At 42.3% G+C, this 26,069-nt stretch carries 21 protein-coding genes; all 21 read left to right on the top strand.

Annotated elements, in window-relative coordinates:
- Positions 1-14 precede the first annotated feature (14 nt).
- The 21 genes from flhA (at position 15) to IEE86_RS00675 (ending at position 26,058) form a co-directional block, all read left to right on the top strand.
- A complete protein-coding gene (gene flhA / locus IEE86_RS00575; protein ID WP_191095462.1) occupies positions 15-2,048 on the top strand; it encodes a flagellar biosynthesis protein FlhA in 2,034 nt (677 codons plus the stop codon).
- Complete coding sequence (gene flhF / locus IEE86_RS00580; RefSeq protein WP_191095463.1) at positions 2,048-3,163, top strand: flagellar biosynthesis GTPase FlhF; 1,116 nt, start codon at positions 2,048-2,050, stop codon at positions 3,161-3,163. Before flhA ends, flhF begins: the two co-directional genes overlap by 1 nt.
- A complete protein-coding gene (locus tag IEE86_RS00585; RefSeq protein ID WP_191095464.1) occupies positions 3,160-4,065 on the top strand; it encodes a MinD/ParA family protein in 906 nt (301 codons plus the stop codon). The genes flhF and IEE86_RS00585 overlap by 4 nt, the downstream gene beginning before the upstream one ends.
- The gene (locus tag IEE86_RS00590) at positions 4,062-5,135 is read left to right on the top strand and encodes a protein-glutamate methylesterase/protein-glutamine glutaminase (RefSeq protein WP_191095465.1); all 1,074 of its coding nucleotides are present in this window, start codon (positions 4,062-4,064) and stop codon (positions 5,133-5,135) included. The genes IEE86_RS00585 and IEE86_RS00590 overlap by 4 nt, the downstream gene beginning before the upstream one ends.
- Positions 5,136-5,140: 5 nt before the next feature.
- Positions 5,141-7,171, top strand: coding sequence for a chemotaxis protein CheA (locus IEE86_RS00595; protein ID WP_191095466.1), 2,031 nt, complete (start codon positions 5,141-5,143; stop codon positions 7,169-7,171).
- Positions 7,172-7,195: 24 nt separating this feature from the next.
- A complete protein-coding gene (locus IEE86_RS00600; RefSeq protein ID WP_191095467.1) occupies positions 7,196-7,657 on the top strand; it encodes a chemotaxis protein CheW in 462 nt (153 codons plus the stop codon).
- A gap of 12 nt (positions 7,658-7,669) precedes the next feature.
- On the top strand, positions 7,670-8,296 hold the full coding sequence (locus IEE86_RS00605; protein ID WP_099725847.1) for a chemotaxis protein CheC: 627 nt from the start codon (positions 7,670-7,672) through the stop codon (positions 8,294-8,296).
- Positions 8,296-8,796: a chemotaxis protein CheD gene (locus IEE86_RS00610; RefSeq protein ID WP_191095468.1), complete on the top strand. Its 501-nt coding sequence runs from the start codon at positions 8,296-8,298 to the stop codon at positions 8,794-8,796. Before IEE86_RS00605 ends, IEE86_RS00610 begins: the two co-directional genes overlap by 1 nt.
- 24 nt (positions 8,797-8,820) lie before the next feature.
- The gene (locus IEE86_RS00615; RefSeq protein ID WP_191095469.1) at positions 8,821-9,588 is read left to right on the top strand and encodes a FliA/WhiG family RNA polymerase sigma factor; all 768 of its coding nucleotides are present in this window, start codon (positions 8,821-8,823) and stop codon (positions 9,586-9,588) included.
- A gap of 21 nt (positions 9,589-9,609) precedes the next feature.
- Positions 9,610-10,149: a Swarming motility protein SwrB gene (locus IEE86_RS00620; protein WP_191095470.1), complete on the top strand. Its 540-nt coding sequence runs from the start codon at positions 9,610-9,612 to the stop codon at positions 10,147-10,149.
- 155 nt (positions 10,150-10,304) lie between these two features.
- Complete coding sequence (rpsB, locus tag IEE86_RS00625; RefSeq protein ID WP_034317684.1) at positions 10,305-11,039, top strand: 30S ribosomal protein S2; 735 nt, start codon at positions 10,305-10,307, stop codon at positions 11,037-11,039.
- Positions 11,040-11,130: 91 nt separating this feature from the next.
- The gene (gene tsf / locus IEE86_RS00630) at positions 11,131-12,012 is read left to right on the top strand and encodes a translation elongation factor Ts (protein ID WP_008354465.1); all 882 of its coding nucleotides are present in this window, start codon (positions 11,131-11,133) and stop codon (positions 12,010-12,012) included.
- A 134-nt stretch (positions 12,013-12,146) separates the two neighbouring features.
- The gene (gene pyrH / locus IEE86_RS00635) at positions 12,147-12,869 is read left to right on the top strand and encodes a UMP kinase (protein WP_003210919.1); all 723 of its coding nucleotides are present in this window, start codon (positions 12,147-12,149) and stop codon (positions 12,867-12,869) included.
- Position 12,870: 1 nt separating this feature from the next.
- Positions 12,871-13,428, top strand: coding sequence for a ribosome recycling factor (frr, locus tag IEE86_RS00640; RefSeq protein WP_024424150.1), 558 nt, complete (start codon positions 12,871-12,873; stop codon positions 13,426-13,428).
- A gap of 129 nt (positions 13,429-13,557) precedes the next feature.
- Entirely contained in the window at positions 13,558-14,340 is a 783-nt protein-coding gene (locus IEE86_RS00645; RefSeq protein WP_191095471.1) for an isoprenyl transferase, read from the top strand.
- 12 nt (positions 14,341-14,352) lie between these two features.
- Positions 14,353-15,147, top strand: a complete 795-nt coding sequence (locus IEE86_RS00650) for a phosphatidate cytidylyltransferase (RefSeq protein WP_191095472.1) — start codon at positions 14,353-14,355, stop codon at positions 15,145-15,147.
- A 39-nt stretch (positions 15,148-15,186) separates the two neighbouring features.
- Positions 15,187-16,338, top strand: coding sequence for a 1-deoxy-D-xylulose-5-phosphate reductoisomerase (gene dxr / locus IEE86_RS00655; RefSeq protein WP_191095473.1), 1,152 nt, complete (start codon positions 15,187-15,189; stop codon positions 16,336-16,338).
- Between the two features lie 6 nt (positions 16,339-16,344).
- Positions 16,345-17,610 (top strand): RIP metalloprotease RseP, encoded by a 1,266-nt coding sequence (gene rseP / locus IEE86_RS00660; RefSeq protein ID WP_191095474.1) that lies wholly within the window; start codon positions 16,345-16,347, stop codon positions 17,608-17,610.
- 80 nt (positions 17,611-17,690) lie between these two features.
- The gene (locus IEE86_RS00665) at positions 17,691-19,388 is read left to right on the top strand and encodes a proline--tRNA ligase (protein ID WP_191095475.1); all 1,698 of its coding nucleotides are present in this window, start codon (positions 17,691-17,693) and stop codon (positions 19,386-19,388) included.
- A 73-nt stretch (positions 19,389-19,461) separates the two neighbouring features.
- Complete coding sequence (locus IEE86_RS00670) at positions 19,462-23,775, top strand: PolC-type DNA polymerase III (protein WP_191095476.1); 4,314 nt, start codon at positions 19,462-19,464, stop codon at positions 23,773-23,775.
- A gap of 432 nt (positions 23,776-24,207) precedes the next feature.
- Positions 24,208-26,058 carry a glycoside hydrolase family 9 protein gene (locus tag IEE86_RS00675; protein WP_191095477.1) on the top strand — a complete coding sequence of 617 codons (1,851 nt, stop codon included), beginning with the start codon at positions 24,208-24,210 and terminating at the stop codon, positions 26,056-26,058.
- Positions 26,059-26,069: the final 11 nt, after the last annotated feature.

A 26,069-nucleotide genomic window follows, 5' to 3' on the forward strand; every position in this document is an offset into this window, starting at 1 on the left:
AGGAGAGAACAGGCATGGCAGCAAGAGATTTATCTGTTTTATTCAGTGTTATTTTAATTGTGGCGATGCTGGTCATACCGTTTCCGCCGATGCTATTAAGTATTTTAATCATTATTAATATTTCTCTTGCGCTTATCGTGCTTCTCACCACAATGAACATGCAAGAACCACTGCAATTTTCCATTTTTCCATCATTGCTTTTGCTCTTAACGCTGTTTCGTTTAGGGCTTAACATCTCTACAACACGTTCTATTTTATCAACTGGAGATGCTGGTAAGGTTGTAGAAACGTTTGGATCATTTGTTGTTGGGGGCAATATACTCGTTGGTCTGGTTGTCTTCCTTATTCTGATCATCATTCAGTTTGTTGTCATCACCAAAGGGGCTGAGCGTGTATCTGAGGTTGCGGCAAGGTTTACACTCGACGCGATGCCAGGTAAACAAATGAGTATTGACGCAGATTTGAATGCAGGAATGCTGACAGAAAGTGAAGCTAGAAACCGCCGTGAAAAAGTAGCAAGAGAAGCAGACTTTTATGGTGCAATGGATGGCGCAAGTAAGTTCGTTAAAGGGGATGCCATCGCAGGTATTATCATCGTTATTATCAATATTATTTTTGGAATCATTATTGGGATGCTTCAGCAAGGAATGTCGATTCAAGAATCAGCCTCCCACTTTACGCTATTAACGGTAGGAGACGGGATTGTTTCACAAATTCCTGCACTCCTCATTTCAACAGCGACAGGGATTGTCGTCACAAGGGCTGCCTCTACTGGGAACCTTGGTTCAGATATCACAGAGCAGCTGTTTGCATTCCCGGCAATGCTTTACGTCACAGCAGGCACGATCTTCCTACTTGGATTGTTTACGCCGATTGGCATACTTTTGACAGGGCCGATCGCAGGTTTACTTGCACTCGGTGCATACTTGATGTCGAAAAACAAACAGGATCAAGAAGAGATCGAAGAAGTACTGGAAGAGCAAGCAGAGGTAGAAGAGATGAAAAGTCCAGAAAGTGTCATTCATCTCCTGCAAATGGATGCCATTGAATTTGAATTTGGCTACGGGTTGATCCCGCTTGCAGATGCCAATCAAGGCGGAGACCTGTTAGACCGAATTGTGATGATCCGAAGGCAGCTTGCCCTCGAACTGGGCCTTGTCATTCCAGTTGTCCGGATCAGGGACAACATTGCCCTTAACCCAAATGAATACCGTTTGAAAATTAAAGGGAATGAAGTAGCAAAAGGTGAGCTACTGCTTGATCACTACTTAGCGATGTCCCCAACGCCTGATGATGATCCGATTGAAGGAATTGAAACGATCGAGCCATCCTTTGGCTTGCCGGCTAAATGGATATCAGAAGCAGAAAAAGATCAGGCTGAAATGCTTGGTTATACGGTGGTGGATCCGGCATCTGTTGTGTCTACTCACATCACAGAGAAGATTAGACAAAACACTCACGAACTGCTCGGACGCCAAGAAACGAAGCAATTAATCGATCATCTAAAAGAAAGTTATCCTGTCTTAGTGGATGAGGTCACACCAAATCCGCTAGCAGTCGGTGATATCCAAAAGGTACTGGCAAAGCTGCTGAAAGAAAAGGTCTCTATTCGAAACCTTGTCACCATTTTTGAGACGCTTGCAGACTATGGGAAATTAACGACTGATACCGATTTGTTAACGGAGTATGTCAGACAGGCGCTGGCAAGACAGATTACCGCACAGTATGCAAGAGAGAATGAATCACTAAAAGTGGTGACATGCTCAGGCCGAGTTGAAAAGGTGATTGCTGACAGCGTACAACAGACAGAGCATGGTAACTACTTATCGTTAGATCCAGAGTCCTCTGAAAGTGTGATTCAATCGGTAGCAAGAGAAATTGAACAGCTTTCGCTTCGTCAGGAAACGCCGGTTCTATTATGCTCACCTCCTATAAGAATGTACGTCAAGCAGCTGTTAGAAAGATATTTTCCAGAATTACCGGTACTATCATATAACGAACTAGAAGCAAATGTGGAAGTACAAAGCATCGGAGTGGTGGATATCTAATGAAAATGAAAAAAATCACAGCGAATTCTATGCAGGAGGCAACGATTCAAATTAGGCAGCAGCTTGGGAAAGATGCCGTCATTTTAAATTCGAAAACCGTTGTCAAACGAAAGCTGTTTGGTTTAAAAAAGCAGCAAATGGTCGAAGTGATTGCGGTGCTGGATCAAGATTTTGAAGAAAGAGCTGGTAAAGGCTTAAACCAAGCACCGTCTCTTCCGGTATTACCGAAAAAGGAGCCGGTTCTAAAGCAACCAATAGAGCCATCCTTTGCTCCTGAGGCAGTCAAAGCAGCGCCTCCTCATTCTAAGCCTTTAGAATATGCAAGGAACGAGCGGCATGCTGGGATTTTGCCTGATTCTCTTATGGAGGTCGATCGAAAGCTAAAGGATCAAGGTCTTGATGATGCGATACGAGATGAGTGCTTAAAGGACCTTTTAACAAAGGGTGCTGTCAAGGAAGATCAGATTAAAAAAGAACTTGAAAACCTACTCACAGAGATGCTGCCAGCTCACACCTCTGATGAGCCGATGATTCGTGCAAAATATATTGTGCTGTTTGGTTCAACGGGCGCTGGTAAAACGACAACGATTGCGAAGCTGGCTGCCAAAACGGCGATTCAGCAGAAAAAGAAAATCGCTTTTATTACCACGGATACATACCGAATTGCGGCGATCGAACAACTGAAAACGTATGCTGAACTGCTGAATGCGCCGCTTGAGGTTTGTTATTCAAGAGAAGATTTTGTGAAAGCGCAGCAGACCTTGAAAGATTATGATCATATTTTCATAGACACAGCAGGCCGTAACTTTAAAGAAGAAGCATATATGAAAGAGCTGACAGACATTATTCCATTTGATGAAAGCATTCAAAGTTTCCTTGTCATGAGCGCGACGTCGAAGTATCAGGACATGAAAGCCATGGTCAAACGTTTTGAACAAGTTCCAATCCATCAATTCATTTTTACAAAAGTAGATGAAACAGACACGATGGGCACGATCTTTCAAATCATTGCAGAATCTCAAATTGGGCTCGGCTTTTTAACAAATGGCCAAAATGTACCTGAGGATATTCTTGAGGGCTCTCCTCTTGAATTAACAAGGATGGTATTACAATGATGAAGCCTGACCAAGCGGAAGGTCTAAGGAAACTTGTTCAGCAGAGTCAAACGGTAATGCCAGCCTCTCTTAGCGGAAGCGGACAGGCAAAAACGATTGCCGTCATGAGCGGTAAAGGCGGAGTAGGTAAATCGAATTTGACGCTGAACATGGCACTGTCTATCGCTAGTGCAGGCAAGCGAGTGTTAGTCATCGACCTTGATTTTGGCATGGGGAATATTGATATTTTATTAGGTAAAACATCGACTAGCTCAATATTAGATGTTCTCGTCAGGAAGAAATCCTTCCAAGCGGCTATGACAAAAGGAACAGACCATCTTTATTACATTTCTGGCGGGAGCGGACTTGAACAGCTGTTTTCTTTAGACAAAGATCAATGGTCATTCTTTCTGGAGGAGATGGAGAGAATGATGCATGACTTTGATTGTATATTTTTTGATATGGGTGCAGGTTTGTCAAAAGATCAACTGCCTTTTGTCTTATCAGCAGGGGAAGTGGTGGTCGTGACAACGCCGGAACCAACATCCATCATGGATGCCTACAGCGCGATTAAACACTTAGCTATTCATCAATTTGAGCAGTCAGTGCAAATCATTGTGAACCGGTGTAAAACCCCGTCAGAGGGCTCTGAAACCTACCGGAAATTAGCAGGAGTGGTCACATCATTTCTACACAGAAAGCTTGTGTTTGCTGGGGCTGTACCTGATGATCCTGCGGTTCCTAAAGCAGTGGCGGAACAAATTCCATTTTATATCAAGCAGCCTCATTCAAGGTTAAGTAAAACCATTAAAATGCTGGCAGAAACACTTTATCATCAGCAGATAAGAGGGGCACGGAGAGAGCAGCATACGTTTATAGATAAGTTGTCCTCTTTTTTTAAAAGGAGGAAGATGGACTCATGATTAGAGTGCTTGTAGTAGATGACTCGGCTTTTATGCGAAAGCTCATTAGTGATTTCCTAAGTGCCGAGCAAGAAATTGAAGTCGTGGGAACGGCGCGAAATGGAGAAGATGCCTTAAAACGGATCAAGGAATTGAATCCAGATGTTGTCACACTAGATGTGGAAATGCCTGTTTTAAATGGAACAGAAGCATTAAAACAAATTCTGGCTGAACACGACCTTGCCGTGATTATGGTGTCAAGCCAGACAAAGCAAGGGAAGGATTTAACCATCCATTGCTTAGAACTCGGTGCTTTTGACTTTGTGACGAAGCCTTCAGGAAGTATTTCGCTCGATTTACACAAAGTAAGAGGTCAAATTGTAGAGCGGGTACTTGCGGCAGGTCTCTCTAGAAAACGCACTGAGAAACAAGTTTCTCCTAAGCCAGTCATGAAGCCGCCAAGTCCAGTGGCTGTTCCCCGTCTGCAAGAAGTAAAAAGCGGCTCACTCCGTAAAATTATTTCAATTGGAACATCTACGGGAGGGCCAAGGGCGCTTCAACGAGTCGTCACGAAGCTCCCAAAGGACATAGAGGCACCGATTTTAATTGTGCAGCATATGCCGGCAGGATTTACGGCATCACTTGCTACGAGGTTAGACCATTTATCACAAATTACGATTAAAGAAGCACAAGATGGAGACATCGCAAAAAATGGAGTGGCTTACATAGCTCCTGGTGGAATGAATATGTCACTTCATGAACAAGGGGCGTCTTTAGTGATCAGGCTGTCCCCAGAAGACACTGAAAGCCGGCACAAACCTTCTGTTAACTATTTATTTGAATCTATTAGCAACATCAAAGGTTACGAGAAAATTGCTGTCATTATGACAGGAATGGGGAGTGACGGCACAGAAGGGGTCAAAAAAATGGTCGCAGGCGGTCATACAAAAGTGATTGCAGAAAAAGAAGAATCATGTGTTGTTTTCGGGATGCCTAAATCAGTTATTAAAGCAGGCCTTGCACATGAAACAAGGCATGTGGATGACATCGCACATGCAATTATAAGCTCCATGAAAAAAGAGAGGGCGTGAACACGTTGGATGTAAACCAATACTTAGATATCTTTTTAGATGAAAGCAGAGAACACTTACAAACTTGTAATGAAAAACTTCTCGAATTAGAAAAGAACCCAACCGACTTGCAGCTAGTGAATGATATTTTCAGAGCGGCTCATACGTTGAAAGGGATGAGTGCAACGATGGGCTATGCTGATATGGCACAGCTGACGCACCACCTAGAAAACATGTTTGATGCCATTCGGAATGAACAAATGATTGTCACTCCTGAGTCTATGGACACGATGTTTGAAGCACTTGACCACCTTGAAGCAATGGTTCAATCGATTGCAGAAGGCGGGGACGGGAAACGTGATGTCACAGAGATTAGTAAAAAGCTAGACGTGACAGGAAGCCATGCGGAGGCAGCACCAGCCGTTGAAGAAGCGGATGCATCAGCACCAGCTGCTAACGACTTAAACTATAATGAATTTGAACGAACAGTTCTTGATGAAGCGAGAGAACAAGGCTTTAAATGCTATGAGCTGAACGTGACATTAAGCGACGCATGCTTATTAAAAGCAGTTCGAGTCTATATGATTTTTGAAAGACTCAATGAAGCCGGCGAGGTCGTCAAAACGGTTCCGAACGCAGAACTGTTAGAATCAGAAGATTTCGAATCTGAATTCAGTATTTCTTATTTATCTAAACAGCCGATGGACGAAGTGAAGAAAATCGTGACGGCGATCTCAGAGGTTGAACATGTAGAGATTTCTGAAGTCTCCACATTTGAAGAAACGGCCTCGACTGAAAAACGAGAAGCGAAACCTGAACAAAATAAAGAAGAGGTATCCATTCCTGCTACTAAAGCGCCAGCAAGCGATGCGCCAAAAGCAAATGGCAATAACGGTGCAGCTGCCGGCGGCACGAAAACGATTCGTGTCAACATTGATCGTCTAGATTCTCTTATGAATCTATTTGAAGAACTTGTGATTGATAGAGGACGTTTAGAGCAGATTGCAAAAGAGCTTGAAAATAACGAACTCACCGATACAGTCGAAAGAATGACACGGATTTCAGGCGACCTGCAATCGATTATCCTGAACATGAGAATGGTACCTGTAGAAACTGTGTTTAACAGGTTCCCGCGTATGATTCGCCAGTTGACGAAAGAGCTCAATAAGAAAATTGAACTCATCATTGAAGGCGCTGATACTGAGCTTGATCGAACAGTGATCGACGAGATTGGAGACCCGCTCTTACATTTACTCAGAAACAGTCTAGATCATGGGATTGAATCGCCAGAAGAACGTGTGAAAAAAGGCAAGCCAGAAAAAGGAACCGTTCTATTAAAGGCATATCATAGTGGAAATCACGTCTTCATTGAAGTAGAAGATGATGGCGGCGGAATTAACCGTAAAAAGGTGCTTGAAAAAGCACTAGAGCGCGGGGTTATCACAGAAAGAGAAGCGGAAAGCCTTGAAGATCATCAAATTGATTCATTGATCTTTGCAGCAGGATTCTCTACAGCTGATACGATTTCTGACATCTCAGGCCGCGGTGTAGGTCTTGACGTTGTGAAAAACAAGCTGGAATCATTAGGCGGTTCTGTGAGCATCAACTCAACAGAAGGACAAGGCTCACTGTTCTCTATCCAGCTCCCACTTACATTGTCGATTATTTCTGTCCTTCTTGTGAAACTAGAAGAGGAAACATTTGCGATTCCGATTTCTTCTATTATTGAAACGGCTGTCATTAAGAAAAGTGACATTCTTCAAACGCATGATCGTGAAGTCATTGATTTCCGCGGATTTATCGTACCGGTCGTGTACCTGAAGAAACAATTCCACGTACCAAATGCGAATGAGCTAGAGGAAGAACTGCATATCATCGTTGTTCGTAAAGGGGACAAGCTGACAGCATTTGTGGTCGATTCATTTATTGGTCAACAAGAGGTTGTATTAAAATCACTAGGAGATTATCTGCCAAACGTATTTGCGATATCAGGCGCTACAATCCTAGGTGACGGTCAGGTTGCACTCATCGTTGACTGTAATGCACTGATCAAGTAAAAAACAATAGAGGAGCGGTCTGAAATGAGTACAGATATCAAAACTGGCGAAAAGATGATTGTGTTTATCGTAAACAAAAAAGAATACGCCATTTCAGTATCAGAAGTAAAGTCCATTGAAAAATGGCAGCAGCCGACAAGAATTCCTGGCGTTGCCCCTTATATATGCGGTGTCATTAACCTGCGCGGTGTGGTGACTCCTGTCATCGACCTTAGAGTGAGACTTGGATCAACTGACAATGAGATTACAGATGAAACAAGAATGATTATTGTACAAGTTGGTGACATTGAAGTCGGTTGGGTTGTTGATGAAGCAAACGATGTCATTACAGTCCATCAGGAAGAAGTGGAGTCTTCACCTGATTCAGCTGAAAAAGAAGGACAATCTTGGGTCACAGGCATCATTAAGCATGATCAGCGTCTATTTAATATCATTCATGCTGGTGCTGTCCTCGACAAGAGCGTTCAAGATGCACCTGTTCATTAAGGGGGATGTGAAATGAACATTTTCAGTGAAATAAAAGATGAACAGCTGGATGTATTAAGAGAAGTTGGGAATATTGGAGCAGGCCACGCAGCGTCTGCTCTTGCCAACCTATTAGATCGTAAAATAGATATGGCTGTTCCTTTTGTCAAGGTTCTCTCGTTTGAAGATTTAATGGATTTCTTTGGCGGTGCAGATCTTCCAGTTGCAAGCATTTTCCTTCGAATGGAAGGAGATTTATCAGGCTCCATCTTTTTCATTATGCCGTTTGAGCAAGCAGAGCAATTTGTAAGAGAGCTTGTACAGGACCCGGCGTTTGATATTGATACCATTCATGAACACGTATTAGGGACATCAGCACTGCATGAGCTAGGAAATATTTTAGCAGGCTCTTATTTATCAGCCCTTGCCGATCTAACAAAATTAAAGCTTTACCCAAGTGTTCCAGATGTCACGCTCGATATGTTCGGTGCTGTCATTAGTGAAGGGTTAATGCAGTTCAGTCCTCTCGGCGATCAGGCAATTGTGATTGATACATCTATTTTTGATGATCAAAATAAGCAAGAGCTGAAAGGAAATATGTTTCTATTACCAGACTTTGAATCGTTTGACAAACTGTTCAAAGCATTAGGTAACCTATAATGAACGTGCAAATTCCGGCAGTTGTAAAGGTTGGTATAGCGGATGTTCAGCTTGTGAAAACACCGGACCGTATTCGGACATCCGGTCTTGGTTCTTGTGTAGGGCTTGTTCTGTTTGATCAAGAGAAAAAGCTGGCAGGTCTTGTCCATGTCATGCTTCCAGACTCATCCCTTGCAAAAGGGGCGGTGGAGAACTTGGCCAAATATGCAGATACAGGTGTCAAGCATACAATTGATTTGCTCCTAAAAGAAGGAGCGCGCAAACATGCGCTTAAGGCGAAGCTTGCTGGCGGGGCGGAAATGTTTAAGTTTAAGTCAACCAATGATCTGATGAGAATTGGACCTAGAAACGTATCAGCTGTGAAAGAACATCTGTCTCTTCATCATATCCCGATCATTAGTGAGGATACGGGCGGAAGCAATGGACGCACGATTGAATTCGATCCGCTAACGACAGAGCTTGAGATCCGCACTGTGAAGCAAGGCATTATGAAGATATAACTAAGGAAGTATAGGGGGAGAAAGATGCAATCCTTAAATTACGAAGATCAGGCGCTATGGGCTAGATGGAAAGAGTGGAAGGACCCAGCTGCTGGAGATGCTCTTATGCGCCGCTATATGCCGCTCGTCACATATCATGTTGGAAGAATTTCCATCGGTCTCCCGAAGTCAGTGCATAAAGAAGACTTGATCAGTCTAGGGATGCTCGGTTTATATGATGCCCTTGAAAAATTTGACCCTGGAAGAGATCTGAAGTTTGATACATATGCATCCTTCAGAATCCGCGGGGCCATCATCGACGGTCTTCGTAAAGAGGACTGGCTGCCTCGTACATCAAGAGAAAAAACAAAAAAAGTAGAAGCTGCTATTGAAAAACTTGAACAGCGTTATTTGCGGAATGTGACACCAACAGAGGTGGCTGAGGAACTCGGCATGAGTGAACAGGATGTTGTCACAACGATGAATGAAGGTTTCTTTGCGAATTTGCTTTCAATCGACGAGAAGCTGCATGATCAAGAGGACGGAGAAAACGTCCAAGTCATGATTCGCGACGAGAAGTCTGTGACACCTGAGGAGAAAATGCTGAAAGATGAATTAATTGAACAGCTTGCTGAAAAGATTACAGAGCTTTCAGAAAAAGAAAAGCTTGTGATCAGTCTTTTCTATAAAGAAGAACTGACTTTAACGGAAATCGGTCAAGTGCTCAATTTATCCACCTCGCGCATTTCACAAATTCATTCGAAGGCTTTATTCAAGCTTAAGCATCTGCTTGATAAAGCCATTCAATCTTAAAGAGTTAGTGAGTGAAAAAATATGTTATGGCTGATTAGCTTCATGCTTCATGCTGCACTTATTTATTTTGTGATTATTTTATACACGAGAATGAATTCGCTGAAGGCAACTGAACAAAAGCAGCGAGAACTTTTAGAAGAAACGGAAAATACCCTGGCTGCATTTTTGATGGAAGTCAAAGAAGAGAATGACAAACTATCGAAAGTGGCAGCCGCTTCCCCTGATTTTTCTGCTGAAGAGCTGAAATCGGATCTTCAGACACCAAAGCAGCCACAACCACCAACTGAATCCCAGCAATCGGTAGAAAGTGAAGATCCAGTACCAGAGCACCTGTCGGCTCTCCTTAGCGAGGTTGAGGTGCAGGAAGAGAAGGTAAACGAACCCGTTCCACATCTTGAAACAGAAGCTCCTGAGCCTTCTGAAAATGAAATAGAAGAAACATTCCAAGATCAAGTGAAGGCCTTATATGATCAAGGGCGGTCACTAGAAGAAATAGCGAAGGAATTGAAAACTGGCAAGACAGAAATCGAGCTTTTATTAAAATTTAACGGAAAGCTGTAAAGGATTCTTGATTGTCAGTCCATCATGTGTTATATTATTTCTTGGTGTTAAATACACACGCTTAATGATTCATATGAAGGTGCTGCCGTGGCGCAGTTTTATGTGAACATGACTTAAGCGGAGGGAAAAAAACCATTATACTAGGAGGCAACAAAATGTCAGTTATTTCTATGAAGCAATTGCTAGAAGCTGGTGTTCACTTCGGTCACCAAACTCGCCGTTGGAACCCAAAAATGAAGCGTTACATCTTTACAGAGCGTAACGGTATCTACATCATCGATCTTCAAAAAACGGTGAAAAAAGTAGAGGAAGCTTACAACTTTACAAAAAACCTTGCTGCTGACGGAGGAAAAATCCTTTTCGTTGGTACGAAAAAGCAAGCACAAGATTCAGTGAAAGAAGAAGCAATCCGTTCTGGTATGTTCTATGTAAACCAACGCTGGCTTGGTGGAACTTTAACAAACTTTGAAACAATCCAAAAACGTATCAAACGTTTGAAAGATATTGAAAAAATGCAAGAAAACGGTACTTTCGAAGTTCTTCCTAAGAAAGAAGTCGTTCAATTGAAAAAAGAATTAGAGCGTCTTGAAAAATTCTTAGGCGGAATCAAAGACATGAAGGGTCTTCCGGATGCACTTTTCATTATCGATCCTCGTAAAGAGCGTATTGCAGTTGCAGAAGCTCGCAAACTGAATATCCCAATCATCGGTATCGTTGACACAAACTGTGATCCAGACGAAATTGATGTTGTGATCCCTGCAAACGATGATGCAATCCGTGCTGTAAAACTTCTAACTGCTAAAATGGCAGATGCGATTCTTGAGTCTAAACAAGGCGAAGAAGAAGCTGTTGTAGAAGAAACGACAGAATCTGAAACAACAACTGCGTAACCTATTCAAAAGGTGATAAGAGGGAAATGCCTTTTATCACCTTTTTTTCACCTAGTAATCCGTGTTTTAACATAGAAGGAGGAAATGTAAAATGGCAATTACTGCTCAATTAGTAAAAGAACTGCGTCAAAAAACTGGTGCAGGTATGATGGACTGTAAAAAAGCGTTAACAGAAACTGATGGTGACATCGACAAAGCAATCGATCTTCTAAGAGAAAAAGGAATCGCAAAGGCTGCGAAAAAAGCAGACCGTATTGCGGCAGAAGGTTTAACTCTTATCAAAACTGATGGCAACACAGGCGTGATCCTTGAAGTGAACTCAGAGACTGATTTCGTTGCGAAAAACGAAGGATTCCAAACACTTCTTAACGAACTTGCTGATCATTTACTTGCTGCTAAACCTGCAACAATTGAAGAAGCTCATGCTTCTAAAATGGAAAACGGTTCAACAGTTGAAGAGCATATCACATCTGCAATTGCGAAAATTGGAGAGAAAATCACTCTACGTCGTTTCTCTGTCATCACGAAAGAAGATAACGCAGCATTCGGTTCTTACTTGCACATGGGCGGACGCATCGGTGTATTAGCAGTTCTTAACGGAACAACTGATGAAGAGCTTGCAAGAGACATCGCAATGCACGTTGCTGCTGTAAACCCTAAATACATTTCTCGTGACCAAGTGTCAGAAGAAGAAGCAAACCGTGAGCGTGAAGTATTAACGCAACAAGCGCTTCAAGAAGGAAAGCCTGAAAACATCGTAGCTAAAATGGTAGAAGGCCGTCTAAACAAATTCTTCGAAGAAATTTGCTTACTTGACCAAGCGTTCGTTAAAAACCCAGATGAAAAAGTGAAACAAGTTGTAGGAGCGAAAAACGCAACTGTTCAAACTTATGTTCGCTATGAAGTGGGAGAAGGTATCGAAAAGCGTCAAGACAACTTTGCTGAAGAAGTAATGAGCCAAGTGAAAAAATAATGTTTGAAAAGCTCTCTGGGGCTTTTTTAGGGAGCACAAGCACTGTGTTCCCTATTTTTTAGAGGATATTGATTTACAAAAGGCAGTTTCTTACGCATAATAAGAGACGGTATAGTTTACACTTGGAGGTTATCATGAGCAAACCGAAATATAATCGCATTGTACTGAAGCTAAGTGGCGAAGCACTAGCAGGTGATGCTGGAAATGGAATTAACCCAACTGTCATTCATTCAATTGCAAAGCAAGTAAAAGAAATTGCAGAACTTGATGTGGAAGTTGCAGTCGTTGTAGGCGGAGGAAACCTTTGGCGCGGTAAGACAGGCAGTGACTTAGGAATGGACCGGGCAACAGCAGATTACATGGGCATGCTTGCAACAGTGATGAACTCGCTGGCATTACAGGACAGCCTAGAAACGCTTGGCATTCAGTCTAGAGTACAAACCTCTATCGAAATGAGACAGGTTGCAGAGCCATACATAAGAAGAAAAGCGATCCGTCATCTTGAGAAGAAACGTGTCGTGATTTTTGCTGCAGGTACTGGTAACCCTTACTTCTCTACAGATACAACTGCAGCACTTCGTGCAGCTGAAATTGAAGCAGATGTCATTTTAATGGCGAAAAATAATGTAGATGGTGTCTACAGTGCTGATCCTCGTACAGATGCGGATGCAGTAAAATATGATAAGCTTTCATATCTTGATGTACTAAAAGAAGGGCTTGCTGTAATGGATTCTACTGCGTCCTCATTATGTATGGACAATGACATTCCATTAATCGTATTCTCCATTATGGAAGAAGGAAATATTAAACGTGCCGTAAATGGCGAATCAATCGGAACGATCGTGAGGGGGAAATAACGTGTCAAAAGAAGTGTTGAACCAAACAAAAGAAAAAATGGAAAAAGCCGTTCAAGCATATGGACGTGAACTAGCAACAGTTCGCGCTGGCCGTGCAAATGCTTCACTGCTTGATAAAGTGACAGTTGATTATTACGGTGCACAAACACCACTCAACCAAATTGCGTCAATTACAGTGCCAGAAGCACGTATGCTGATTATCACACCTTACGATAAAACAGCAATCGGTGATATCGAAAAAGCGATCCAAAAGTCTGATCTTGGCATCACGCCAACAAGTGACGGAAATGTGATCCGCATTGCGATCCCTGCGCTAACAGAAGAAAGACGTAAAGAGCTTGTGAAAGTTGTGAAAAAGTACTCAGAAGAAGCAAAAGTAGCTGTTCGTAACGTTCGTCGTGATGCAAACGATGATTTGAAAAAGCTTGAGAAAAATGGGGAGATCACTGAAGATGAATTAAGATCATCTACAGAGGATGTTCAAAAATTGACAGATGAATATGTCGCTAAAATTGATGACGTGACGAAAGATAAAGAAAAAGAAATCATGGAAGTTTAAGAAAAAACTATGTACAATAGATAATAGTGAAAAGACCCTCTTCATGTTTACAGGGGGTTTTTTTGTTAATACTGTTGATGACTATATTATTAGCGGGAACGCAACCTTTTTGGGTGATGGAGGAATCTCATGCTCAATATACTCAAAAATTGGAAGAATCAGCAAACAGCAGCTTCCAACTTAGAAAGTCTGACAAAAGAAGACATATTAAATGGAGAAATTCCTGAACATATCGCCATTATCATGGATGGGAACGGAAGATGGGCAAAAAAACGCGCTCTTCCACGGGTAGCAGGACATCATGAAGGAATGAAAGTCGTCAAGCGAATGACAAAGCTTGCAAATGAGCTGAATGTCAAAGTGTTGACCTTGTATGCTTTCTCTACGGAAAATTGGAAACGTCCAAAACTAGAAGTAGACTTTTTAATGAAGCTTCCTGAAGAATTTTTAAACATCTACCTGCCCGAACTCGTCGAGGAAAATGTCCGTGTGCGCTTAACAGGTGATCCAGACGGCCTCCCGCAGCATACAAAAAGAGCGGTAGAGAACGCAGTGAAGAGTACGGCGAATAACGACGGACTCGTTTTAAACTTTGCGCTCAATTATGGAGGACGAACAGAAATCGTCGCAGCGTGCAGACAAATTTCTGAAAAAGTCAAAGAAGGTAAGCTTCAAGCAGAAGACATCACAGAAGAGATGTTTTCAGCTTATTTAATGACAGAATCTCTTCAAGATCCGGATTTGCTTATTCGCACGAGTGGGGAAATTAGATTAAGCAACTTTATGCTTTGGCAAATTGCGTACAGCGAGTTTGTCTTTACGGATGTGCTTTGGCCTGACTTTTCTGATGAGCATCTTATAGGCGCTATCGGAGAATACCAGCGCCGCGGCCGGAGGTTCGGTGGAATTTAGAGGGTGGTGCAGATGAAACAAAGAATTTTGACGGGTGTTTTGGCAGCTGCAGTGTTTTTACTTGCTGTTATTTATGGACAGATGCCATTTACCCTGCTGATTTATTTAATGGGAAGTGTCGCTCTCTTTGAGCTTCTGAGAATGAAAAAGATTTCGATCTTTAGCTTTCCTGGTATTATCAGCTTAATATTACTTTGGCTTTTAATGGGCGGAGAGAATAGCTTCTTCCCAAACGTAGACGCATCCAAAATGCAGATTGCTTTATTTGCAATCTTAATTCTTTTAACTTATACCGTTTTGAGCAAAAACTCCTTCACATTCGATGAGGTTGCTTTTGTTGTATTAGCCACATTATATATTGGCGTCAGTTTCTATTATTTTATCCAAATTAGAGGCTTATATGGCATGAGTGCGATCTTCTTCGCAGCGGTGATTATTTGGTCCACTGACTCAGGTGCCTATTTTATTGGAAAATCTATGGGGAAACGAAAGCTTTGGCCGGAGATCAGTCCAAACAAAACAGTAGAAGGATTTATCGGCGGAATTGTCACAGCGGTCGTGTTGTCACTTGTCTTTCAGGCGGTTACAGGATTTTTGCCATCATATCTGCTTGTTATGTTTATTACCCTTTTGCTCAGTATTTTTGGACAGCTTGGCGACCTTGTGGAATCTGCTTTAAAGCGTCATTATCACGTGAAGGATTCAGGGACAATACTTCCGGGTCATGGCGGGATTTTGGACAGGTTTGACAGCTTTTTATTCGTTCTGCCGTTTTTATATTTATTGCTGGCCACGTTTGCTAGCTAACCTCATAGAAACTTATTGAACGAGAGAAGGAGTGGCAATTTGAAATATATTTCGCTATTAGGCGCAACAGGATCAATTGGAGAACAAACATTAGATGTGATCAGGCAGCACCCGGACAAATTTAAGCTGAAAGCCATGACGTTTGGCAGAAATGTAGACAAGGCCATTCCCATCATTGAGCGTTTTCAGCCTGAATTCGTCGGATGTTTGGATGAAGAGACCTATCGCACGCTAAAAAGTCATTCATTTGAATACGATGTCAAGATGGCCGCAGGTGATGAAGCCAACATCGAGGCAGCGACCTATGATGCAGTGGATGTTGTGGTCAATGCACTTGTAGGAAGTGTTGGGCTTGTTCCAACTTTAAAGGCCATTGAACAAAAAAAGACGATTGCACTTGCAAATAAGGAAACACTTGTGACAGCTGGTCATATAGTAAAAGAGTACGCGAAATCATATGATGTACCTTTACTTCCTGTCGATAGTGAGCACTCCGCTATTTTCCAATGCCTGCAAGGTGAACAAGCTAAAAACATTGAACGCTTAATCGTCACAGCTTCAGGTGGTAGTTTCCGAGATAAAAAACGAACGGAGCTAGAAGGTGTGACGGTTGAAGAAGCGCTGAATCATCCGAACTGGTCAATGGGAGCAAAAATCACCATTGATTCAGCGACCATGATGAATAAAGGGCTTGAGGTGATCGAGGCGCATTGGCTCTTTGATATCCCGTATGACCAAATTGATGTGCTGTTACATAAGGAGAGCATTATCCATTCGATGGTGGAATTTCACGACAAAAGCGTCATGGCTCAGTTAGGGACTCCCGACATGAGAGTGCCCATTCAATATGCACTCACCTACCCTGATAGGGCGCCATTAAAAGAAGCGAAATCATTGAACCTTTGGGAGATTGGACAATTGAATTTCCAAAAAGCGGATTTTGACAGGTATCGCTGCTTACATTTTGCTTACGAATCAGGTAAAATAGGAGGAACAATGCCTGCTGTGCTCAATGCAGCAAATGAAATGGCAGTCGATGCATTTCTAAAAGGCAAAGTGTCGTTCCTGCAAATTGAAGAATTGATTGAAAAGGCACTAATGAGACATCATGTGATTTCAACGCCTAGTTTGCAAGATATCCATGAAGTGGACAAAGATACACGAGACTTTGTTCAATCAATCCTCACATAAGGTGGTATGTTCGTGAATACAGTGATTGCGTTTATTATTATTTTTGGAACGCTCGTTTTTTTCCACGAGCTCGGCCATTTAATTATGGCGCAGCGCGCGGGTATATTATGCCGCGAGTTCGCAATTGGTTTTGGGCCAAAGATTTTCTCCTTTAAACGAAAAGAAACCGTTTATACCATTAGACTTCTCCCTATCGGCGGATTTGTTAAAATGGCAGGGGAGGACCCTGAAGTCATTGAAATCAAACCAGGTCATACAGTGGGTCTCTTATTCAATGAGCAAAATGAAGTAGAAAAAATCATTTTAAATGATAAAGAGAAATATCCTGATGCACTGGTCATCGAGGTCGAGCAGATTGATTTAGATCATGCCATGAGAATCTCAGGATATGAATCTGGAAATGAAGATATTTTGACTGGCTACAATGTGAGTCAAACAAGCTTCTATATTGCAGATGGTGAAGAAATTCAAATCGCACCATACAGTCGTCAATTTGGTTCAAAAACTGTTTGGCAGCGTATTAAAGCGATCGCAGCTGGACCGATTATGAACTTTATTCTGGCATATGTGATTTTAGTCGCTTTAGGCTTTATTCAAGGTGTAACCGTAGATGATCCTGTGCTTGGTAAGCTGACGAAAGATGGCCGAGCGGCGCAAGCTGGACTCATGCAGGGTGATCACATCGTTTCGATTAACGGGGATAAAATGAATTCTTGGACAGATGTGGTTCAAACGGTTCAAAAAAACCCTGAGAAAAAAATGAATGTTGTCATTGACCGAGACGGCAAAGAAAGCACCGTGCAGGTTGTACCAGAAGCTGTGAAAGCAGATGGGAAAAACATTGGCCGTTTTGGATCATACCCGCCAACGGAAAATGGATTTCTAAAAGTCATTTCATCTTCAGGAACGACGGTAATATCAACGGCAGGTCTGATCTTAACGAACTTGCAAAAAATTGTCACAGGGCAATTTTCATTAGATATGCTGGCAGGTCCTGTCGGGATCTATGACATGACAGGAGAAGTAGCCAAACAAGGTGTGTTAACATTAATGCAGTTTGCGGCGTTCCTCAGCATTAACTTAGGCATCGTGAATTTATTACCGATTCCTGCATTAGATGGAGGACGTTTACTTTTCTTATTTGTTGAAGCCATTCGCGGTAAACCCATTAATCGTGAGAAAGAAGCACTTGTTGTTTTCATTGGTGTTGCTTTCCTCATGCTGCTCATGCTAGTGGTTACGTGGAATGACATCCAGCGATTATTTTTATAAAAACCAATGTCTCTTGTTTCTCATTTCGGGAAACAAGAGTTTTTGTGAGAAGTCCTATTTCATAAATGAGGTGTAACGACATGAGACAATCCTTGACTTTCATTCCAACTCTTCGAGAGGTGCCAGCAGATGCAGAGGCAAAAAGTCATCAGCTATTAGTAAGAGCTGGATTCATTAGACAAAATACAAGTGGAATCTATCACTACCTGCCGCTGGCTCATAAAGTCATCCAGCATATTCAATCTATTGTTCGTAAGGAAATGGAAAAGGCAGGAGCAGCTGAGCTGTTAATGCCAGTGCTGCAGCAGGCAGAAATGTGGCAAGAGTCAGGAAGATGGTATACATACGGTCCAGAACTCATGCGTATGAAGGATCGTCATGGCCGCGAGTTTGCGCTTGGCCCAACGCACGAAGAAGTGATCACATCACTCGTACGCAGCGAAGTGAAATCGTATAAGAAGCTTCCTTTGACACTTTATCAAATTCAATCAAAATTCCGCGATGAACAAAGACCTCGTTTTGGACTGCTACGCGGACGTGAATTTATTATGAAGGATGCGTATTCGTTCCATTCTTCACCAGAAAGCCTTGATGAGACATACAACAAAATGTTTACAGCATACTCTAACGTGTTCTCAAAAGTGGGTCTTAACTTTAGACCAGTCATTGCAGATTCTGGTGCAATGGGAGGCAAAGACACGCATGAGTTTATGGCGCTGTCAGAGGTAGGGGAGGATACCATCGCTTACTCTGATACTTCTTCCTATGCAGCGAACATTGAAATGGCTGAGGCTGTGTATGACGGAGAAGAAGCAAATCCTGCGGACTTTAAAGAACTTGAAAAAGTCCACACACCACAAGTGAAAACGATTCAGGATGTTGCTGCATTTTTAGAGGTCGCTCCTTCTGCATGTATCAAGTCTGTTTTGTTCAAAGCAGATGATGCGTATGTCCTTGTCCTTACTAGAGGTGATCATGAAGTAAATGATGTGAAAGTAAAGAACTTAGTAGGAGCACAGCTTGTAGAGCTCGCTTCACGCGAAGAAGTACTAGAAATCATTGGAACAGAGCCTGGATTTGTTGGACCTGTGAACCTAGAGGCAGAAGTCGATATTTATGCAGACCTTGCTGTCAAAGGAATGACAAATGCAGTTGCAGGTGCAAACGAAGCGGATCATCACTATGTCAATGTCAACCCAGCACGTGATGTGTCAGTGAAGGAATTTACAGATCTTCGCTTGATTCAAGAAGGCGACGTCTCACCAGATGGAGAAGGCACAATCCAGTTTGCAAAAGGAATTGAAGTTGGACAAGTCTTTAAACTCGGCACTCGTTATTCTGAGGCAATGGACGTAACGTACCTCGATGAAAATGGACGCGCGCAGCCAATGATCATGGGCTGCTATGGCATCGGTATCTCTAGAACTCTTTCAGCTATTGTCGAACAGCATCACGATGATAAAGGCATTATCTGGCCAGAAACAGTTGCGCCATATGACCTTCATCTCCTTGCATTAAATATGAAAAACGATGCACAAAAGGAACTCGCTGAAACATTATACGAGCGCTTAGAAGATGAGGGCTTTGATGTCCTTTTCGATGACCGTCAGGAGCGTGCAGGAGTGAAGTTTGCAGACAGTGATTTAATTGGACTGCCAATTCGTATTAGCTGCGGAAAACGTTCAGAAGAAGGCATTGTTGAAGTGAAGTTTAGAAAATCAGGTGAATCACACGAAGTATCTGTAGATGAACTGATTTCATTTATACGCCGAGCATAAAACGAACAAATAAATGAAGGTACCTCCTGTAGAAAAGAGGTACCTTTCTGATTTACAAAAGGAGGGTCCTGTCTTGGATGAACAATTACCGATTACCCGGCGGCAATTTCATATTTTACTCAATCAGATTCAAATGACAGATGATGACCTCAGTCGTTACTTTGAAGAAGGTGAAATCGTCAAATTGACGGTGCATAAGGCGACGAAAACGTGGCATTTCCTTTTTAAATTCAAGGCACTTCTGCCTTACAAGGTATATGCAATGTTTCTGAGCAGGCTGACAAATGCATTTTCTCACATTGCACAAGTCACTTGTACGATTGAAGTCAATGATCCGCACATATCCGAGGAGCTCGTTCAGTCGTATTGGTCACATTGTGTGGAAGAGCTACAAGGAATTTCTCCCCCAATCATCAGCTTGCTTCAGCAGCAAAAACCGGCGCTGTCTGGGCATAAAATCATCATCAAAACGAAAAGCGAAACAGAGGCTTTAGCCATCAAGAAGAAGTACAGCCCAATGCTACAGGCTGCATTTAAACAAGTTGGTTTTCCAGAGCTGCAATTTGATACAGAAATTTTTGTATCAGATCAAGAGATTCAGAAGTTCAGAGAACAAAAGCTTGCTGAAGACCAAGAAAGAGCGATGCAAGCCCTCACTGAGATGGAGAAGAAAGAAAGTGAGGATCAGGAGGAAGCGCCATCTGGCCCTCTCATGATCGGGTATCAAATCAAAGACAATGAAGAAATTCGTACGCTTGATAGTATTATGGACGAGGAAAGAAGAATTACTGTCCAAGGCTACGTATTCGATGCAGAAACGCGTGAATTAAAAAGCGGCAGAACGCTTTGTATCTTTAAGATCACAGATTATACAAACAGTATTTTGATCAAAATGTTTGCGAGAGAAAAAGAAGATGCCCAGCTGATGAAATCGTTGAAAAAAGGCATGTGGGTCAAAGCGAGAGGCAGCATTCAAAATGATACGTTCGTCAGAGATCTTGTCATGATCGCCAATGACGTCAATGAAATGAAACCTCAGCTGAAAGAAGATACAGCACCAGAGGGTGAAAAGCGTGTCGAGCTTCATTTGCATTCTCCAATGAGTCAAATGGATGCTGTCACCGGCATCGGCAAGCTTGTTGAACAAGCAAAAAAATGGGGACATGAAGCGATTGCCCTGACAGATCATGCTGTTGTGCAATCCTTTCCAGATGCGTATGCGGCAAGTAAAAAGCATGGCATCAAAATGATGTACGGTGTGGAAATCAATTTAGTCGATGATGGGGTGCCGATTGCATATAACCCTGAGCACCGCTTGTTAGAGGATGCGACGTTTGTCGTATTTGACGTAGAGACAACCGGGCTTTCTGCTGTTTATGATACGATCATTGAACTTGCAGCAGTGAAAATAAAAGGCGGGGAAATTATTGACCGCTTTGAGGCATTTGCAAATCCTCACCACCCGTTATCAGCGACGACCATTGAGTTAACCGGTATTACCGATGATATGGTCAGAGATGCACCAGATGTCGTTGATGTTGTTCGAGATTTTAAAGAGTGGATTGGTCAAGATATCCTTGTTGCGCACAATGCGAGCTTTGATATGGGCTTTTTAAATGCAGCGTATAAACGTCTGTTAAAAACAGATAAAGCATCAAATCCTGTCATTGATACACTTGAACTTGGCCGATTCCTTTATCCAGAATTTAAAAATCACCGGCTCAATACACTTTGTAAAAAGTTTGATATTGAACTCACGCAGCATCACCGCGCCATTTATGATGCAGAAGCGACGGGCTATCTCATGCTGAAAATGCTAAAAGATGCGGCTGAAAAAGAGATTGCCTACCATGATCAACTGAATGAAAACATGGGTCAGTCTAATGCTTACCAGCGTTCACGTCCTTACCATGCGACCGTGATTGCACAAAATGAGACGGGACTTAAGAATTTATTCAAGCTTGTTTCACTCTCTCATATTCATTATTTCTACCGCGTGCCGCGTATTCCGCGCTCACAGCTTGAGAAATATCGAGAAGGTTTGATAATTGGGTCTGCTTGTGATAAGGGTGAGGTTTTTGAAGGAATGATGCAAAAGTCACCTGATGAGGTGGAAGACATTGCAGCCTTTTATGACTATTTAGAGGTTCATCCACCAGAAGTGTATCAGCACCTGCTACAGCTAGAGCTTGTTCGAGATGAACGTGCATTAAAAGAAATTATCACAAACATTGTGAAGCTTGGTGAAAAGCTGAATAAACCGGTTGTGGCGACTGGGAACGTGCACTACCTGCATCCAGAAGACAAAATTTATCGTAAAATCTTAATTTCATCACAGGGTGGTGCCAATCCACTTAACCGTCATGAACTGCCAAAGGTTCATTTTAGAACGACAGATGAAATGCTTGAAGCGTTCTCCTTCTTAGGTGACGAGAAAGCAAAAGAGATCGTCGTGACGAATACGAAAAAGGTATCTGAGATGGTCGAAAGCATTAAACCAATCAAGGATGATCTGTATACACCAAAAATTGAAGGTGCAGATGAAGAAATACGGGAAATGAGCTATCAAATGGCACGCAGCATCTACGGTGATGAACTGCCGAAAATCGTAGAAGACCGTATTGAGAAGGAACTAAAGAGTATTATTGGTCATGGCTTCGCCGTCATTTATTTAATCTCTCATAAGCTCGTAAAAAAATCACTAGACGATGGATATCTTGTTGGTTCAAGGGGATCTGTCGGATCATCCCTTGTGGCGACTTTAACAGAGATTACCGAAGTGAATCCACTTGCACCGCATTATGTATGCCCAAGCTGTAAGCACTCTGAGTTTTTTAATGACGGATCTGTTGGTTCAGGCTTTGACCTTCCTGATAAAGACTGTCCAGAATGTGGTGCGCCGTATAAAAAAGACGGACATGATATTCCGTTTGAAACGTTCTTAGGTTTTAAAGGAGATAAAGTGCCTGATATCGACTTGAACTTCTCAGGAGAATATCAGCCGCTCGCACATAACTATACAAAAGAGCTGTTCGGTGAAGAGTATGTATACCGCGCAGGGACAATCGGTACCGTTGCAGAAAAAACGGCATATGGGTACGTGAAAGGCTATGCAGGAGATCATAATCTTCATATGAGAGGCGCAGAAATCGACCGGCTCGTGCAAGGGTGCACAGGAGTAAAACGGACAACGGGTCAGCATCCAGGTGGTATTATCGTTGTGCCAGATTATATGGACATCTACGATTTTTCACCCATTCAATATCCAGCTGATGCGACAGGAGCCGATTGGAAAACAACGCATTTTGATTTCCATTCGATCCATGATAATTTGCTGAAGCTAGATATACTTGGACACGATGATCCAACGGTCATTCGGATGCTTCAGGACTTAAGCGGAATCGATCCAAAAACCATTCCAACAGATGACCCTGAAGTCATGAAAATCTTCCAAGGGACAGAGCCTCTTGGTGTCACAGAAGAGCAAATTGGCTGTAAAACAGGAACACTTGGCATCCCAGAGTTTGGGACAAGATTTGTTCGGCAAATGCTTGAGGATACAAAGCCAACTACCTTCTCAGAGCTCGTTCAGATCTCGGGTTTATCACACGGTACAGATGTATGGCTCGGGAACGCACAAGAGCTCATACACAATAAAACGTGTGAACTAAGCGAAGTGATTGGCTGTCGTGACGATATTATGGTCTATCTCATCTATCAAGGACTAGAACCGTCACTGGCCTTTAAAATCATGGAATCAGTTCGTAAAGGGAAGGGACTTCCTCCTGAATGGGAAGAAGAAATGAAGAATCATAACGTACCAAACTGGTATATTGATTCTTGTAAAAAGATCAAATACATGTTCCCTAAGGCCCACGCGGCTGCTTATGTATTAATGGCTGTTCGGATTGCTTATTTCAAGGTGCATCATGCACTTTTGTACTACGCAGCTTATTTTACCGTTCGTGCGGATGACTTTGATATCGAAACGATGACAAAAGGATCGAATGCGATTCGAGCTGTCATGGACGATATTAACTCAAAAGGTCTCGATGCATCACCGAAAGAAAAGAACCTATTAACTGTACTAGAGCTTGCACTTGAAATGTGCGAAAGAGGCTATCATTTCAAAAAAGTCGACCTCTACCGCTCAAGTGCAACGGAGTTTATCATTGATGGAGACGGATTAATTCCGCCATTCAACTCGATCCCTGGACTCGGAACAAACGTTGCGCTGAATATTGTACGCGCACGTCAAGATGGTGAATTCCTTTCAAAAGAAGATCTACAAAAACGCGGGAAAGTCTCTAAGACCATTCTTGAGTATTTGGACCGTCAAGGCTGCTTAGAAGCACTGCCTGATCAAAACCAGCTTTCTTTGTTTTAATGTGATCAAAAAAGAACGTCCTCAAAAGGGCGTTCTTTTTTATGTATACAATAATATTATTATGTTAACTAATAAACATTTTTCAGCAATTGGAATTATTTTCTTAATGATTCATATATCTTGATTTAACGTGATGTTTTAAGAGAAGAGATTGTATGTCATTCTTTCTACCCAAATAGAGCAAAAAAGAGAATTTCGCCGTCTGAAATGTTCTCATCCGACATATGATCATTCTGGGTACAGTCAAAAGGAGAATCAAGAGAAAACCTTCGATGAGTGTAAAGCTGATTGCTGTTTACTATGCTTATTTTTGAAACATGTTTGATTCCTTTCCAAACTGTACAGATCACGCACCAAATAAAAAGGAGGGGGTTCGTCTATTTTGATCAATGAGTTACGTTTCACTAAGAAGAAGGGGTGAGCAGTAGGGAAATGTCATCTTATAACTATGTAGAGGTTCTTCAAAAATCAATTTTGTTCTACGAAGCGCAGAGGTCTGGCAGGCTTCCTAGCAGCAACCGTCTCAACTGGCGGGGGGATTCTGAACTAGAGGACGGAAAGGACGTTGGCCATGACTTAACAGGCGGCTGGTATGACGCAGGTGATCATGTGAAATTTGGACTTCCAATGGCTTACTCTGCAGCCGTTCTTGCTTGGACAGTCTATGAATACCGAGAAGCTTATGAAGAGGCAGACTTGCTCGATGATATATTAGATCAAATCAAATGGGCCACTGATTATTTTTTGAAAGCACATACAGGTCCGAACGAATTTTGGGCGCAAGTAGGTGATGGAAACGCTGATCATGGCTGGTGGGGTCCAGCAGAAGTGATGCCAATGAGCCGGCCAGCTTTTAAAATTGATGAACAGTGTCCAGGAACAGAAGTAGCCGCACAAACTGCGGCAGCTCTAGCAGCAAGCTCTATCATTTTTAAAGAGACAGATGCGGCATATGCAGCAAAGCTTCTCACACATGCCAAACAGCTTTATGCATTTGCTGACAGGTATCGCAGCGAGTATACAGATTGTGTCACCAATGCTCAGCCGTTTTACAACTCATGGAGCGGCTATATTGATGAACTCATTTGGGGAGGAATATGGCTGCATTTGGCGACAAAGGAAGAAGCCTATTTAAATCAGGCCCTAAAAGCAGTAGAGGAATGGCCGAAGGATTGGGATTATACGTTTACCATGTCTTGGGACAATACTTTTTTTGCTTCACAAATCCTACTCGCAAGAATCACGAAGGAGAAAAGATTTATAGAATCGACAGAGCGTAATCTTGATTACTGGACCACAGGTTTTGTTCAAAATGGAAAAGTAGAAAGAATCACTTATACGCCTGGCGGTTTGGCATGGCTAGATCAATGGGGATCTCTTCGGTATACAGCCAATGCAGCATTTTTAGCCTTTGTCTACGCTGATTGGGTTTCAGATGAAGAAAAAAAGAATCGATACCAATCATTTGCGATCAAGCAAACGCACTATATGTTAGGTGATAATCCGCTAAATAGAAGTTATGTCGTTGGGTTTGGCCAGAACCCGCCGAAGCATCCACATCACCGAACTGCACATGGCTCATGGTCAAACCAGCTGACAAACCCTCCATATCATCGGCACACTCTTTATGGAGCGCTTGTTGGGGGACCTAATGCACAGGATCAATATGTCGATGACATCTCTGATTATGTATCAAACGAGGTGGCGACTGACTATAATGCCGCCTTTACTGGAAATATAGCCAAAATGGTGCAGCTATTTGGTAAGGGGCAATCAAAGCTACCGAATTTTCCGCCTAAAGAAAAGGTGGAGGAAGAGTTTTTTGTAGAGGCAGCTGTGATGAATAACGATGCAACATCAACTCAGGTAAAAGCGATTTTATACAATCGGTCAGGCTGGCCGGCAAGAAGCAGCCAAACACTTTCTTTTAGATATTACGTCAATCTTAGTGAGGTTTTTGCAAAGGGATTCACTGAAAAAGATATTCAAGTGACATCAGCTTATAATGAAGGCGCTTTCTTATCTCCACTAACGGCATATGACGCATCATCCTATATATATTTTACAGAAATCGATTTTACGGGCGTAGCTATTTTTCCAGGAGGTGAGTCTCAGCATAAGAAGGAAATACAGTTTCGATTATCCGCGCCGAATCAAGCGAATATATGGGATGCCTCAAATGATTATTCCTTTCAAGGGCTAACATCCAATATGCAAAAAACAGCGAGGATTCCTGTTTTTGATAATGGTGCTTTAGTATTTGGCACACTTCCAGACAAATAAAAAATCAACAA

The organism is Bacillus crepusculi, from assembly GCF_014764715.1.
Classification (GTDB): domain Bacteria; phylum Bacillota; class Bacilli; order Bacillales; family Bacillaceae; genus Bacillus.